This is a genomic window from Coprococcus eutactus (assembly GCF_025149915.1).
Lineage (GTDB): Bacteria > Bacillota > Clostridia > Lachnospirales > Lachnospiraceae > Coprococcus > Coprococcus eutactus.
Window position 1 is genome coordinate 982303 of sequence record NZ_CP102278.1, and the last position, 15229, is coordinate 997531.

The window sequence follows — 15229 nt, forward strand, 5'->3', positions numbered from 1 at the left end:
TATGGAACATGGTAATAGGAATTCAACGATATTGTTAAGGTTCCAGATATTCAGAAAGGCATCATAACAAAAAAAGGATTACAGATCAGGAAACGGCAATATGCCGTAGATAAGGTCTGTAATCCTTTTTGCATGTATGGATGTGTGTGCATGAAATAGAAAGTTCTTAATGTTTTAAATTTTTATAGAAAAAGCATGCAAGCTGGGTTCTGTCGCGAAGGCAGAGTTTGTCGAGAATTGAACTTATATAATTCCTAACGGTTCCCTCGCTCAGAAAAAGTCTGGATGCAATCTCTTTGTTGTTTAGTCCGTCAGCTACAAGACGTATAATATCCATTTCCTTGGAGCTTATCTCGTATTGTGTGTCGGCAAATGGTGATCTTTCAACATCAGTAGAGTGTGATTCACTGTGCCCAAGAAGGTCAGGAAGTTTTCCTATTATCTCCTCGCCAAATACGGTCTGTCCGTTGTATACCGCATTTACGGCTGGGGCAATACATTCGAAATTCTGTTTTAGAATATACCCTTTTGCGCCGAGACTCAGAGCTTTGATTATGTACTCATCATCGGAGAAGGTGGTGAGCAGAAGAATCCTTGCATCCGGGTGTGCTGCGATTATGATTTCCGACGCTTCAAGTCCGTTCATATCTTCCATTCTGATGTCCATGAGAAGGACATCGGGTGAGTACTTGTTGTAAAGCCGTACTGCCTCTGAGCCGCTGCAGCCGGTGGCAGATACGTGTATATTGTCGTCAGCCTCAAGTATGGTCTGAAGAGACAAGGCCACAAGCTGATCATCGTCAACTATAACTATATTCATATGTCATGATCCCTTCCTTTCATTATTGTTATAAGAAGTCTGAAACCGTTATCGGTGGACAGCTTCAGGCTTCCTCCAAGCATGTTGACTCTCTCCTGTATACTGAAAAGTCCCATTCCCTGACCGCTCATATGTATATCTGTACCGTTGTCTGCGATACTCAGCTGGTAAAAAGCGGGATGCTCGCGCAGGCGTATATCCATATGGTCTCCATTGCTGTGTTTAAGCGTGTTGTTTATAGATTCCTTTACTATGTTGATAAATGAATATTTGACATCCTTAGGTAGCTTTTCAGACATATCATAGTCAAGCGTGATATCTATATCGTGGACACCTGCAGTTATATCGTTAAGTGCGACACGGAGATTTACAGATTCGTCGTAAAGATCGTGCACGCTGTTTCTCATGCTGTCCATTGCTGTATCCAGAGTGGATTGCAGCTGTTCTAGAGGCTTTGTCAGTCGTTCATCTTTGTTTATGACCTTGATAGCTCCTGTCTGGAGTATGGATCTTGTCAGCATGTGGCCTACGTTGTCATGTATCTCCCTTGCGATCCTGTTTCGCTCCGACAGGGTTGCGGTGAGCACCATATTGTCCTGGTTCCTAAGCAGCTGGCGGGTATTTTCTGCAACCAGCATATCGTGTTCGGCAGTGTTGTCTCTAAGGGACAGAAGCTCGGAGCGGAGAGAGTCAACATGACAGCTATACACGCTTAATATCAGCGAAAATGCCACAAGACATAACTGCGGGAGAAATACTGCACAGGTATTTTCGGCAACAGTGTAGACAGATAACAATACAAGCAGTGCAGATGAAAAGCGCTGTCTGTATCTGTATATGTCATAGCTTACCAGAGATACAAAAAAGTACATCGGCTCAAGAAAAAAAACGGAGATGAGATAAAGGCATATCAATGTCTCGCACAGATGAGAATATATTCCGCCTTGTATGCCCGTTCTGTCGTATTTGGTTGCTGTGGATGCACTGATGCCTGAAAGCGCCGGATAGATGGCACTTGCGATCATAGACAAAAGAATTGCGGCGATAAGCCTGGTGTCTACAGCAATGTGTTGTGTATATATAAGGACAAACGCTGCAATCAGCAGCAGACCTTTGTTGACGATGTGTTTCATGTTTAAAATCTCCAAAATGTAGAATCTCCGAAATGTAAAATCTCCAAAATGTAAAATCTCCAAAATGTGAATAGATGGATACCATATCACACAGACAAATCAGATGTCCGGCGGTATGTATGCAGCATACTAATACTTTCATTATAAATAAATATTCTAAAAAAAGGAACATGACAAATGTCACATTGTGAAGATGACGCTGTTCACTGTGAAAACAGATCTGAGGTGTATATAATGGGATTATACAATAAAGAATGCAAGCGCACGGGTATTGCAAACTGTCATGATTGCAAATGGAGACAATAAGCGTAAAAGTATCGTGTTAAAACAGGAGGGCATACATGAGTAATTCGGGAAATGCAATAGAAGTTACGAATCTGGTGAAGAGATATAAGGATCTGCTGGCGCTGGATCATTTCAGTCTTACGGTGAAAGAAGGGGAGATACTGGGGCTTCTTGGCCCAAATGGATCTGGAAAAACGACAACTATAAACTGTATATTGTCCCTGCTCACATTTGACAAGGGGGACATAAAAGTATTTGGAAAAGAGATGAAGCCAGACAGCTACGATATCAAGAGGGAGATCGGAGTCGTAATGCAGGATGTGGCGGTGTTCGATGAACTGACAGTGTACGAGAACATTGATTACTTCTGCGGTTTATATATAAAGGATAAGGAGAAGAGACGAAAGTGCGTTGAGGAGACCATGGATTTCGTGGACATAGCGGACTACAGAAAGTTCATGCCTAAAAAACTTTCAGGCGGACTTCTCAGAAGATTGAATATAGCCTGTGGAATAGCACATAAGCCAAAACTTATATTTTTCGATGAGCCGACAGTGGCAGTTGATCCGCAGAGCCGCAACAGAATACTTGAGGGGATAAAACGTCTGAATGAGGAAGGCGCGACCATCGTGTACACTTCTCATTATATGGAGGAGGTAGAGCAGATCTGCGACAGGATAGTCATCATGGACAAAGGTAAATCTGTTGCAGTCGGAACGAAGGATGAGCTCAAGAAGATGATCAAGAATACAGAGACCATAAAGGTTGAAGTGCTTGGACTTACAGGCGAACAGATGTCGGAGCTTCGCAGTCAGCCACATGTGTATGAGAACGAATATAACGGAAGCATGCTTACACTTAGATATTCCGGCGGAAGACACAATCTGGTGAGGCTCATGGAATTTTTCAAGGAGCACGACATATCATTTGGCAGGGTTGTCACGGAGCTCCCAACGCTTAATGATGTATTCCTGGAGATCACAGGCAAGGAGCTCAGAGACTGATTTGAATGTAAGTTGGATTATGGATTTGTTGAAGAAACAAATATTTGTATATTTCAGATGAACCGGGATTAAAAGGAGAGAAATATGTTTATACGGGATTTCCTATATACGATAAAGATATTGATGCGTGCCAAGGTGTCTATTTTCTGGACACTGGTATTTCCGATACTGCTTGCCACATTTATGTACATGGCATTTGGCAGCATATATGAACAGGATGAGATGTTTAGTAATATCAAGGTGGCGGTGGTCACTGAGGATGAATCGGCAAATGGACTTAATTATATGCTGGATGCGCTGTCGGATGGCGATGACGCCCTTCTGTCGGTTACGAGGATGAGCGAAAGCGATGCGGAAAAGTTACTGGCTGATGAAGAGGTCGAGGGCATCATATATACGGATGATGTGAAGCTCACGGTTGCGGAGAGTTCTGTCAATGCGAGCATACTTGAGACAGTGCTTTCTGAGTACAAGCAGTACGAGCATGCACTTAAGGATATATATAAGTATGGCACAGAACCTAAGGGTGATATGTCGAACCTTGTGGAAAAGCTCTCAGAACAGAGATCATATTATACGGAGAAAGCCAGCACCGAGGGCAGTCAGAACGTGTATAACAATTATTTCTATGCCATATTTGCCATGAGCTGTCTGTTTGCATCACTTTCATCTATAGAGATGATGAGCAATCTTCAGGCAAATGTGAGCGCTACGGGAAAGAGAAAAAATGTGTCCCCACAGAGGAAAATGACATTTGTTTTGGCAGAGTTTGCTGCACTGCTGCTTATACATTTTGTGGTCGAGGTCATAAGCTTTATATACATGTCCTGCATAGGAGTGGATTTTGGCGACAGAGTATGGGAGATCCTGCTTACTCTGTTTGTGGGCTGCTTTATCGGTCTGGCAATTGGAGTCATAGTTGGGGCTATATCAAAGCTTGCTGAGGGAACCAAGATAGGAATTGTGATCGGAATATCCATGGTGATGTCCATCCTTTCTGATCTGTGTATAAACGGGATAAAGTATGAGATACAGCAGCACGTGCCGATTATAAATAAACTCAATCCCGCGGCTCTGATATCGGATTCATTCTATGCGCTGAATGTTTACAGTGACCACCAGGTTTTCACTGAGAATATCGTCATAATGACTATTGAGGCTGTGGTGCTCATAGCAGTTGGGATTCTCATGGTAAGGAGGAACAGATATGCAAGTGTTTAAATCTTTTTTCAAGGTTTTGAGAAAATATATTGGGCAGATGATCATGTATGTGGGAATCCTGTGTGGAGTCATGATTGTGTTCATCAATGTGGGAAACACAGATCCACAGAACTATTATAAGGATAAAACGATCAAATATGCGGTGAGCGATGAGGATGGCAGTGAGATGAGCAGAAAATTGATGGCTTACCTGAGTGATACGCAGCAGCTTGTAGATGGCGTTGATATGGACGAACGAGGTATTCAGGATGCTCTCTACAACAGGGCGGTGGATTGTGTGATCAGGATACCAGATGGCTTTGGCGATGCATGGGCAAATGATATTGCGGATGGTATGCTTGAGATAACGACTATCCCCGGAAGTCAGGCGTCCATGCTGTTTGAGACAAGGCTTGACAGCTACATGAATATGGTGTCTCTGTACAATAGGGCCGGAGATGATGTGAACGATGCCGATAAGAGAGCGAGGACGGCACTTGAGCAGAAGGCTGAAGTCGATATGGCTGAAGGAAAGACCGCAGGACATTCCATGTTATATAATTTTTACAACTATCTGGGGTGGGTCATGATCTGCGTTATGGTAATTGGGGTAGCGCCTGTTTTGCAGGTATATAACAGGAAAAAGCTTAGAGCGAGAATAGAGTGCTCATCATACAAATTTTTCAGGCTGAACAGGGAACTTGTCCTGGGGATGATGTTTACTGGATGCGTATTGTCTGTAGTATTTATAGCACTTTCCAGAATACTTATAAAATATGATATAGTCTCAGCAAGGGGCGGAATGTTCATACTCAATATGCTGGTGTATGCCTGTGTAGCACTCTCGCTGGCATTTCTAGTTAGCAAGCTTACCCAGAATGAACAGATTCTTTCTATGTGTGCTAATGTCATATCACTTGGAATGGCATTCCTCTGCGGGATATTTGTGCCGAGAGAGTTCTTAAGTGACACTGTGATGGCGATAGCACATTTTCTCCCGGCATACTGGTATGCAAATGCGACAGACGCCATCGACAATTTCACATCTGGCAGTTCGGTGATAGGAATATTTGTGAGCATGGGAGTACAGGTGCTCTTTGCCGTTCTGTTCACACTTGTTGGAGTGATTGTTGACAGGTACAAGACCGCTGGCAAGGCTATGGCTTAGAAAAATTAATAATATTTTTTGTTTGACGCGCGTCAAATACGTATGTATTATGTATGTATAGTATTTGACGCGCGTCAAATACTATACAAGCAGTACTATTTAATTATTGGATGTGTCAAAGGAGGATATGAATGAAAATAATACACGAAAAACAGGATCTTACATTCCTTCGATGGTCTCATATAAGGAGTTCAAGTGGAACTGCAGGAACTTTTTTAAAGTCGGAATCCAATTTGGATGGGAGTAAGATATATTATAAACTTTCAAGATTTGATCCATTAAATGGCGTAGTTGGACATGAGTGTGTAAATGAGTTGATAGTGGATAGACTGCTCACAGTTCTTGGGGTGGAACACCTGGATTATGAGTTGATAAACAGCCGTATAGAAATAGAGGGAAAAGCGTATGACACTTACCTGTGTGCCTCTAAAGACTTTAAGGAGCGCGGTGAAAGCAAGCTGGCACTTGATGATTATTATAGACTAAATGCGATAAAGGGAGAGAGCCGCTATGATTTTTGTGTGAGATGTGGCTGGAAAGAATATATAGACCGTATGATCGTACTTGATTATATTATCCTGAACAGGGATCGCCATGGGGCAAATATAGAGGTGCTTCGGAATTCAAGGAAGAGAACGATAAGGATGGCTCCGTTGTTCGATCATGGTTTATCTCTTTTGTGTTTTTGCAATTCCGATGAGGAAGTGTCAGAAACAGATATTATGGAAGATAAGAGATGCCAGAATTTTATTGGTGGATTTTCATGTCAGGAGAACTTGAAACTGATAGGAGAAAAAAAGGATGTTTTCCCAAATAAGCTTTATATAACAGATAAAGAGTTTATTTTTGACGGACTTAGAGGCGTAGTGTCAGATGTATTTATAGACACAGTATGGAACATGATATATAAGAGGTACAAGGTTTATGAAAATCTTTGAAATTATAGATGGCGACAAGGATAAAACTGTAGGAGCACTTCTCTATTTTGAGAAGGAGCGCACATGTATAGTTGAATTACAGGAATATCTGGATGAATGGTCAGCGCCATTTTTATTTGCAAGCTATGTGAAGAATAAGGTATATACAATACCGAGAGATGTGAGCGCCCTGTGGGTAAGGGGGAGGGTGATCCCAAGTGGCAGGCAGAATATATCAGATATACTTAAAGTTCATCACCTCAAGGAATACGACGAAATGAAATTTCTTGAAATATCCGAGGGAAGATGTTCACAGGACGAAATGTATATCAGGCAGCTTGATAAGCTCCCGGAATTTGTAGTTGAACGCCAGCAAAAAAATCTGTCGGAGTGTGTTATTTTGGGTGCATATAATATTTTGTGCTTTTTCGCAGATGGTAATACGAGAAAAATAGATTTGAAAAATATATCAAAAAAAGATAGTGAAGCACAGCCGATTGACAGGCTGGCTGGATTGGATAAAGTTCTGGAAAATGACAGACTTTACAGGTCCGGTAAGCTTGGCACTGGAGGGTACTTTGTCACATTCAATGATTCGATTGATGTTCCTACAGACATTTTGTATGAGTCAGGAGAGAAGGTTCCTCTTGGACTTGAGGATTTTAAGACATTTGTAAGACGTAACATTATTGATACGACAGAAAGCTGTGAAATGCTTGAGTGTTCAAGACAGAATATTTCATATATGGTGAATCAGGAACAGATGTCAGCGGTGAAAGAGGATGTCCGGGGAAATCTGTATCTTAAAGGAGAGGTACTTTCAAATAGGTGGTAAGAACAATATTACACTGGAAGTTATGAGGCATGGTCTGTTATAATAAAAAACGGAGGGAGTTTAGGAGGAACGAGAAAGTGCTTAAAAAGAAAGTGCTGAAACAGAACAACTTACTCAGACTGCAGAAGAGACTTGCAGTGGTTATGCTGGCCCTGACACTTGGGCTCGGTACAGGGTGCGGCAAAGCAGATGACGGAGCGGACGGTGCTGCGTCGTCAGAAACAGAGACTTTGGCGTATGGTCAGACAAACGATCAGACAGATGCCGGAGCATCAGAAGAAGATGGACAGGAGTCAAAAAAAGCTGCGGAAGACAAGGATGAGCCCTATGTAGAGGGAACATACTCAAGTGATTCGTATGACGTGGCGGAATTTACGGCAGAGACTCGTAAGAAGACCAACGAAGAGGGTAATCGCGGTGTGTATTACGAGATATTTGTCAGATCATTTGCCGATTCAGACGGTGATGGTATAGGCGATCTGAATGGCGTCACGGAGAAACTTGACTATCTGCAGGAGCTCGGAATTGATGGGATATGGCTCATGCCGATCACAGCATCCGATACCTACCACGGATATTCAGTGACGGATTACGTGACGGTGAATCCCGATTACGGAACAGAGGATGATCTTAAGAGATTGCTTGACGAAGCACACAGCAGAGACATGAAAGTCATCATGGATCTGGTCATCAATCACACCAGTATCAATCATCCGTGGTTTCAGGCGGCAAAGTCCGATGAGAACAGCGAGTACAGAGATTATTACAGGTGGGTGTACAAGACCGACAAGAAAGACTGCAATCATCTTCTCGACAAATCAAGCTGGGGAGATATGGTGTGGCACCAGGAAGGAGACTTCTATTATTATGGTGTGTTCGGCGCGGATATGCCGGACCTAAACTACAACAATCCGGATGTTAGACAGGCTGCGAAGGATGCCGCCGGTCACTGGTTAGAGCTTGGTCTTGATGGTTTCCGTATGGACGCCGCAGTTCATATCTATGGGGCACACGAGTTCAGGCAGCAGGAAGATTCTGAAACGGCAAATATCACCTGGTGGAACGAATTTGCCAGTTACTGCGAGAGCATAAATCCTGATGTATACCTGGTGGGGGAGGTATGGCAGGATGACAAGGTGCTGGAAAATTATGTCCAGCCATTTGACACAAAGTTTGATTTTGCAATTCAGCAGAAGATACTGAACTGCGTACAGAAAGGCATGGCGGTGCCTGGCTTTGGTGATTCTCTTTCCGTGGCGATAGAGAATATACAGAATAAATATGACGGCGTGGATGCCAACTATCTGAATGGAATATTTGGAGCAAATCACGATCAGGACAGGATAGCATCGTCGGTGAACAGCCTGGATAAGGCGAGACAGATTGCGGCGGTATATATGACGCTTCCAGGCAATCCATATATATATTATGGCGAGGAGCTTGGAATGTACGGCAGTAAGCCGGATGAGATGATAAGGACGCCTTTCCTTTGGGGAGGTGACAGTACATATAATACGTCGTGGGAAAAGGACAATCAGAATGCAGAGACAAAGGGACTTGACCAGCAGATGGAAGATCCGGATTCAATGTATTCATATTACAAGACATTGATAGCACTGAGAAAGGACAATCCTGCACTTATGAAAGGAAGTTACAGAGCGGCATCGCTCACAAGTGACAGTGTGACAGCATACTTCCGTGAGACGGATGGACAGAAGCTGCTGGTGGTGCACAATTTTGCAGAGGGCGATCAGACGGTATCACTTGCAGAGTGCGGAGACATAACAGTTACAAATGTACTTTATTCAAGTTCTGGTGAGACAGGTGTGTCAGACCTTAGTTCAGTGAAATTAGCTGGAAATGAGAGCGTGGTGCTGGAACTTGGTGAGTAGATAAAAAATCCCAATTTAAAGGAGGCTCTCCATGAAGAAAATACTAATAACGGGTGGCACAGTATTTGTAAGCCGGTATGCGGCGCGGTATTTTGTGGACAAAGGCTATGAGGTGTATGTGGTCAACAGAAATTCAAGACCGCAGGTTCCAGGTGCGAAGCTTATAGAAGCGGACAGGCATGACCTGGGAGACAAACTCAAAGACATCTATTTTGATGTTGTGGCGGACATAACCGCATATAATGCAGAAGATATCACAGACTTATGTGACAGCCTTGGTTCATTTGGTCAGTATATCATGATCAGCTCAAGTGCAGTGTATCCAGAGTATGGAGATCAGCCATTCCGTGAAGATTCAGAACGGGCACTCAACAGATACTGGGGGTCATATGGTACGGATAAGATTGCTGCGGAGGATGCATTACTTGACAGAGTGAGTGATGCTTACATACTCAGACCACCATATATTTATGGACCTATGAACAATGTATACAGGGAGGCTTTTGTATTTGACTGCGCCAGGGCGGACAGACCATTTTATCTGCCCGGAGATGGTGGAATGAAGCTGCAGTTCTTCCATGTGAAGGATCTCTGTATCCTGATGGAGAGAGTAATAGAGGAAAAGCTGGAGACTCATATCATGAATGTGGGAAATGTGGAGCCGGTCACTATAAAAGACTGGGTGACGATGTGTTACGCCTGCTTTGATAAGATCCCTGCGTTTGTAAATGTCAGTGAGGATATAGAACAGAGAAATTATTTCAGTTTTTATAACTATGAATATTATCTCGATGTGCAGCAGCAGAACAAAATATATCCGGAGACAATATCATTGGAAGATGGATTGAAAGAATGCGCAGAGTGGTATGTGGAAAATGAATCAGAAGTTGGGAAAAAGTCATATATGGAATATATAGACTGTAATTTAAAATAATGTACGTTGGTGCAGCGATATTGTAAATGATATGTATTTAGGGAGATCTGGAGCTTCGGCTCTGGATCTTTTTTTATAGATATACATTCAAATATCGTCGAGATATACGATGTGTATAAATTCATTAAGAAAGTGTAAATTCGTTATAAGTGGGTTTACATCTTCGCTAGCATTGATATAATGCGGATACATAGTGAGAGAGTTCTTGACAATGATGGAGTTTTACTCATTGTTCTCAAATAAGATTTTAGTTCTTTTTTAGTAGAAATAAGTGATCTGAAATTTCTATAGTTTAATTTCCATAATGATTTTTGGCAAATATAAAATAATAAAGGAGTTACTGAATGATAAAAAACAGGAATGTTAGTATAATAACGGACGAAAATAATAATCAAATAGTAATTATTAATGACAAAAAATTTAAAGGCTTATCAAAAGATGATTGGCAGCAGATAGAAAAATACTTAAAAGGCTATATATCGGATTGTTATGAAATTACAGAAACAAATGATGTTGTTTATATTGGAAAAGAATTTCCGTCTGAATATGCAGGTTCGAAAAGCAGAATTGCATTAAAAGGTGCAAGAAAAAAGGCAAAGGCATCAGCATCACAGGGAATTCCAGAGCTAATAAAAATAGCCAAAAATCCACGTTGGGAAGAGAATAAAGAGCAAAAGCATAATAAAGATGCTAAATATGGTTGGTATAGATATGATATAAGGTTTGGACTGCCTGTGTATGATGATAAAACGGGCAATTTAGATAGATATAATATATTCACAGCTATTCTTCTTATAAAACATTCAGAGGATGGTAATAAGTACCTGCATGATATTACCACAATAAAAAAAGAAACGAGCAGCCCGCTTGAGTCGTAAAACTGTACGGTGAAAACCCATTTCTTTTGATATATTCTATTTCAGTCTTTTTGTTTTGTCAAGAAAAAAACATCCTCCATCATATTCATAACGAGTATGATGGGGGATGTTTCATGTCTACACTATAATAAATTACTTATTGTTAGCGTTGTCCTTCTCCTCACGCTTCTGATCCATCATAGCACGAACCTTCATTGAAAGACCGAACAGGTTGATGAAACCTGAAGCATCCTTGTGATCGTAGAGGTCGCCAGTTGTGAATGAAGCAAGGCTCTCTGAGTACAGAGTATAATCTGATGTAGTACCAGCCTTGATGATGTTACCCTTGTAGAGCTTCATCTTTACATGACCAGTTACACGCTCCTCAGTCTTGGCAACAAATGCTGAAAGGCTCTCGCGGAGAGTGCAGAACCACTTTCCTTCATATACAAGTGCTGCGAACTTTGTTCCGACAAGCTTCTTGTACTCCATGGTATCACGGTCAAGTGTGAGCTCCTCAAGCTGCTTGTGAGCCTCTGTGAGGATAGTTCCACCAGGTGTCTCGTATACACCACGTGACTTCATGCCGACAACACGGTTCTCAACGATATCGATGATACCGATACCGTGCTTTCCGCCGAGCTTGTTCAGCTCACGGATGATATCAGAAGTCTTCATCTTCTTGCCGTTGAGTGCTACAGGGTAGCCCTTCTCGAAGTCAAGATCGATGTATTCAGGCTCATCAGGTGCCTTCTCAGGTGTAACTGAGAGAACCAGAAGGTCATCGTAGTTTGGCTCATTTGCAGGATTCTCAAGCTCAAGGCCCTCATGGCTGATGTGCCAGATGTTACGGTCACGGCTGTAAGAATGCTTTGCATCAAATGGAAGATCGATGCCGTGTGCCTTACAGAATGCGATCTCATCCTCACGTGACTGCATAGTCCACTCAGGCTGTCTCCATGTAGCGATAACCTTGATGTCCGGTGCAAGAGCTTTGATAGAAAGCTCAAAACGAAGCTGGTCGTTACCCTTACCTGTAGCTCCGTGGCAGATGGCAACAGCGCCTTCCTTACGTGCAACCTCAACAAGCTTCTTTGCAATAATAGGTCTTGCAAATGAAGTACCGAGAAGATACTTGTTCTCATATACAGCGTCAGCCTGAACTGTTGGCATGATGTACTCGTCACAGAGCTCATCTACAACATCGATGATGTAAAGCTTCTCAGCTCCTGAATACTTTGCTCTCTCGTCAAGTCCCTCAAGCTCGCTCTCCTGACCTACATCTATACATGCACAGATAACATCGTATCCGTATGTCTCCTTTAACCATGGGATGATGGCAGTGGTATCAAGACCGCCTGAATAAGCCAGTACAACTTTTTCTTTAGCCATTTTAATAAATCCTCCTATAAATATAGTGTTTTGAAAAATTACTTTATAATATATTCCATTTTTCGCCTACATGAACTATACAACGCAAATGTATATTATGCAAGCGATTTTTCAAAATATCCATTCAATCAGCGTATAATATGCATGTAATTTATGCATGGATACATAGCTAAATGGCGGCAAAAACGTTGATAAACCGTATATTTTTAACGATTATGCAAATATTCAAAAAAACCATTGCATAATATGCAATCAAAATGTATAATTATAAAAAGTTTTTTGTAGGAGGTATAACATATCGTCTGATTAGATGAATGTTGACTAGGCTGACTAAGTGGGTATACAATCAAACAGGATATGCCTTAAGACAAATCCGTGGGAATGGAAATATAAATTTTTACATATATATGGAGGCAGTTATGATTAAGGTAGGAATTATCGGATCGACAGGATACGCAGGACAGGAGATAGTAAGAATCCTTCTTGGACATAAGGAAGCGGAGATCGTATGGTACGGTTCAAGAAGCTTTATCGATCAGAAATATTATCAGGTATACGGCAATATGTTCCAGATCGTGGACGCAAAGTGTATGGACGACAACATGGAGGAGCTTGCATCAAAAGTAGACGTCATATTTACAGCTACACCACAGGGACTGTGCGGATCACTGGTGAATGAGGAGATTCTGTCAAAGGTGAAGATCATAGATCTCAGTGCAGATTTCAGAATAAAGGATGTTGCTACTTATGAGAAGTGGTACAAGATAGAGCATAAGAGCCCACAGTTTATTGACGAGGCTGTGTATGGTCTCTGTGAGATCAACAGGGAGGATATAAAGAAGTGCAGACTTCTTGCAAACCCTGGATGCTACACAACATGTTCCATCCTTTCACTCTACCCACTGGTTAAGGAAGGTCTGGTTGATGCCAACTCCATCATTGTTGACGCCAAGTCCGGAACATCAGGTGCAGGAAGAGGCGCGAAGATTGCAAATCTTTACTGTGAGGTCAATGAGAGCATAAAGGCTTATGGAGTTACGACACACAGACATACCCCTGAGATAGAGGAGCAGCTTGGATATGCGAATGGCAGTCCGATAGTTATCAACTTCACTCCACACCTTGTTCCTATGAACAGAGGAATACTTGTGACAGCATATGCCAACCTCAAGGAGAAGGTCGATTACGATACAGTGAGAGCCGCATACGATAAGTACTATGCAAATGAGAGATTTATCAGAGTCCTCGACAAGGATGTATGTCCTGAGACAAGATGGGTTGAGGGCAGCAACTATGTGGATGTCAACTTTAAGATAGATGAGAGAACAAACAGAGTAATCGCCATGGGAGCACTTGACAATCTTGTAAAGGGTGCTGCAGGTCAGGCGGTTCAGAACATGAACATCATGTTTGGATTTGACGAGGCAGAGGGTCTCCGCATGGCTCCTGTTTTCCCATAAATTCGGAAATAAGGTGGTAGGATGAAGATAATTCCGGGAGGCGTGACAGCCCCTGCTGGATTTCGGGCAGCGGGACTACATGTTGGAATAAGAAGAAATAAACTGAAAAAAGACATGGCACTTCTGGTGAGTGATGTTCCTGCACATGTAGCGGGAGCATTTACACAGAACATGGTTCAGGCAGCACCAGTCATATACGACAGGCAGCTTTGCCAGAATGTGGGAATGTGTCAGGCGCTGGTTGTAAACAGCGGTGTGGCAAATACCTGTACCGGAGAGCAGGGAATCCATGATGCGGAGGCCATGGCGGCGCATGTAGGTAAGAGCCTTGGCATAGATCCAAGTACGGTTGCGGTGGCTTCTACAGGAGTCATAGGAATGAGACTTCCGATGGATGTCATACAGAGCGGTATAGATATGCTGGTGCCGGAGCTTTCATATTCTATAGATGCCGGAGTGGATGCCGCGGAGGCGATAAAGACGACGGATATCTATAAGAAGGAGATAGCCGTAACTTTAGAGATCAAAGGGCAGCAGGTCACCATAGGAGGCATGTGCAAGGGATCCGGAATGATCAATCCAAACCTTGGGACCGTACTCAGCTTCATCACGACAGACCTGAATATCAGTTCAGAGCTGCTGGGCAAGGTGCTTAAGGCTGATGTGGTCGATACATACAACATGGTGTCAGTGGACGGAGATATGTCCACCAACGACACTGTCATGATATTTGCAAATGGTATGGCGGGTAACGAGGAACTGCTGGAGACCGATGAAGACTTTCCTGCATTTGTCGAAGCGATAAGATATATCAACAGAGCATTTGTCAGGGCGATAGCCTCGGACGGAGAGGGCGCTACCAAGATGTTTCAGGTGGATGTGTCGGGTATGCCTGATAAGGATACTGCAAGGCATCTGGCAAAGGCTATAGTGGCCTCCAATCTTGTAAAGTGTGCCATGTATGGTGCCGATGCCAACTGGGGCAGAATAGTATGTGCCATGGGGCAGAGCGGAGTGAAATTCGATCCGTACAGGGTAGATATAGAGATATCCAGTGTGGCAGGACATCTTGAGATTGTAAAGCATGGAGTGACGACGGATTATGATGAGAAAGAAGCCAGTCACATACTCTCAGAGAAACAGATAAAGCTCAAGGCACATATGAATATGGGGGATGAGACAGCCACAGCATGGGGTTGCGATCTCACATATGACTATATAAAGATAAATGCGGATTATAGGAAATAAAATATAAATTCAAAAAATAGACTGTAGTCAATAAAAAATAGACTGACTGAATAGGGTGTATTAATCAGCGATATTGATCGGGTT

The 15229-nt window shown here is 42.6% G+C and carries 13 protein-coding genes; 10 read left to right on the forward strand and 3 right to left on the reverse strand.

Annotated elements, in window-relative coordinates:
• Window positions 1-166 precede the first annotated feature (166 nt).
• Together NQ536_RS04215 and NQ536_RS04220 are read right to left on the reverse strand one after the other, a co-directional pair.
• Entirely contained in the window at window positions 167-820 is a 654-nt protein-coding gene (locus tag NQ536_RS04215) for a response regulator transcription factor (RefSeq protein ID WP_004848614.1), read from the reverse strand.
• The gene (locus NQ536_RS04220) at window positions 817-1968 is read right to left on the reverse strand and encodes a sensor histidine kinase (RefSeq protein ID WP_227135239.1); all 1152 of its coding nucleotides are present in this window, start codon (window positions 1966-1968) and stop codon (window positions 817-819) included. Before NQ536_RS04220 ends, NQ536_RS04215 begins: the two co-directional genes overlap by 4 nt.
• Before the next feature lie 326 nt (window positions 1969-2294).
• On the opposite strand from NQ536_RS04220, the gene NQ536_RS04225 reads away from it, so the two are divergent.
• The 8 genes from NQ536_RS04225 to NQ536_RS04260 all read left to right on the forward strand — a co-directional run bounded on the left by NQ536_RS04225 (window position 2295) and on the right by NQ536_RS04260 (window position 11066).
• On the forward strand, window positions 2295-3242 hold the full coding sequence (locus tag NQ536_RS04225; RefSeq protein WP_004848619.1) for an ABC transporter ATP-binding protein: 948 nt from the start codon (window positions 2295-2297) through the stop codon (window positions 3240-3242).
• Window positions 3243-3326: 84 nt separating this feature from the next.
• Window positions 3327-4463, forward strand: a complete 1137-nt coding sequence (locus tag NQ536_RS04230) for an ABC transporter permease (RefSeq protein ID WP_004848620.1) — start codon at window positions 3327-3329, stop codon at window positions 4461-4463.
• Entirely contained in the window at window positions 4450-5610 is a 1161-nt protein-coding gene (locus NQ536_RS04235; protein WP_004848622.1) for an ABC transporter permease, read from the forward strand. The genes NQ536_RS04230 and NQ536_RS04235 overlap by 14 nt, the downstream gene beginning before the upstream one ends.
• 131 nt (window positions 5611-5741) lie before the next feature.
• Window positions 5742-6548: a hypothetical protein gene (locus NQ536_RS04240; RefSeq protein WP_004848624.1), complete on the forward strand. Its 807-nt coding sequence runs from the start codon at window positions 5742-5744 to the stop codon at window positions 6546-6548.
• Window positions 6535-7362, forward strand: coding sequence for a hypothetical protein (locus NQ536_RS04245; RefSeq protein ID WP_004848625.1), 828 nt, complete (start codon window positions 6535-6537; stop codon window positions 7360-7362). Before NQ536_RS04240 ends, NQ536_RS04245 begins: the two co-directional genes overlap by 14 nt.
• Before the next feature lie 77 nt (window positions 7363-7439).
• A complete protein-coding gene (locus tag NQ536_RS04250) occupies window positions 7440-9254 on the forward strand; it encodes an alpha-amylase family glycosyl hydrolase (protein ID WP_049937534.1) in 1815 nt (604 codons plus the stop codon).
• A gap of 31 nt (window positions 9255-9285) precedes the next feature.
• Window positions 9286-10188, forward strand: a complete 903-nt coding sequence (locus NQ536_RS04255) for an NAD-dependent epimerase/dehydratase family protein (protein ID WP_004848628.1) — start codon at window positions 9286-9288, stop codon at window positions 10186-10188.
• 344 nt (window positions 10189-10532) lie between these two features.
• Entirely contained in the window at window positions 10533-11066 is a 534-nt protein-coding gene (locus NQ536_RS04260) for a hypothetical protein (RefSeq protein WP_004848629.1), read from the forward strand.
• A gap of 132 nt (window positions 11067-11198) precedes the next feature.
• Here NQ536_RS04260 and NQ536_RS04265 read toward each other — a convergent pair whose 3' ends face one another.
• Window positions 11199-12437 carry an argininosuccinate synthase gene (locus NQ536_RS04265; RefSeq protein ID WP_004848633.1) on the reverse strand — a complete coding sequence of 413 codons (1239 nt, stop codon included), beginning with the start codon at window positions 12435-12437 and terminating at the stop codon, window positions 11199-11201.
• 419 nt (window positions 12438-12856) lie between these two features.
• Between NQ536_RS04265 and argC the strand changes: the two genes are divergently transcribed.
• Both argC and argJ read left to right on the forward strand, forming a co-directional pair.
• Entirely contained in the window at window positions 12857-13897 is a 1041-nt protein-coding gene (argC, locus tag NQ536_RS04270) for an N-acetyl-gamma-glutamyl-phosphate reductase (RefSeq protein WP_022059392.1), read from the forward strand.
• Window positions 13898-13918: 21 nt separating this feature from the next.
• Window positions 13919-15145 (forward strand): bifunctional ornithine acetyltransferase/N-acetylglutamate synthase, encoded by a 1227-nt coding sequence (gene argJ, locus NQ536_RS04275; RefSeq protein WP_004848638.1) that lies wholly within the window; start codon window positions 13919-13921, stop codon window positions 15143-15145.
• Window positions 15146-15229 lie beyond the last annotated feature (84 nt).

Coding starts and splice junctions, on each gene's coding strand:
- NQ536_RS04230 (WP_004848620.1), top strand. CDS start 3,327: ATGTTTATACGGGATTTCCTATATACGATAAAGATATTGATGCGTGCC.
- argJ (WP_004848638.1), top strand. CDS start 13,919: ATGAAGATAATTCCGGGAGGCGTGACAGCCCCTGCTGGATTTCGGGCA.
- NQ536_RS04245 (WP_004848625.1), top strand. CDS start 6,535: ATGAAAATCTTTGAAATTATAGATGGCGACAAGGATAAAACTGTAGGA.
- NQ536_RS04255 (WP_004848628.1), top strand. CDS start 9,286: ATGAAGAAAATACTAATAACGGGTGGCACAGTATTTGTAAGCCGGTAT.
- NQ536_RS04215 (WP_004848614.1), bottom strand. CDS start 820: ATGAATATAGTTATAGTTGACGATGATCAGCTTGTGGCCTTGTCTCTT.
- NQ536_RS04235 (WP_004848622.1), top strand. CDS start 4,450: ATGCAAGTGTTTAAATCTTTTTTCAAGGTTTTGAGAAAATATATTGGG.
- NQ536_RS04260 (WP_004848629.1), top strand. CDS start 10,533: ATGATAAAAAACAGGAATGTTAGTATAATAACGGACGAAAATAATAAT.
- NQ536_RS04265 (WP_004848633.1), bottom strand. CDS start 12,437: ATGGCTAAAGAAAAAGTTGTACTGGCTTATTCAGGCGGTCTTGATACC.
- argC (WP_022059392.1), top strand. CDS start 12,857: ATGATTAAGGTAGGAATTATCGGATCGACAGGATACGCAGGACAGGAG.
- NQ536_RS04225 (WP_004848619.1), top strand. CDS start 2,295: ATGAGTAATTCGGGAAATGCAATAGAAGTTACGAATCTGGTGAAGAGA.
- NQ536_RS04240 (WP_004848624.1), top strand. CDS start 5,742: ATGAAAATAATACACGAAAAACAGGATCTTACATTCCTTCGATGGTCT.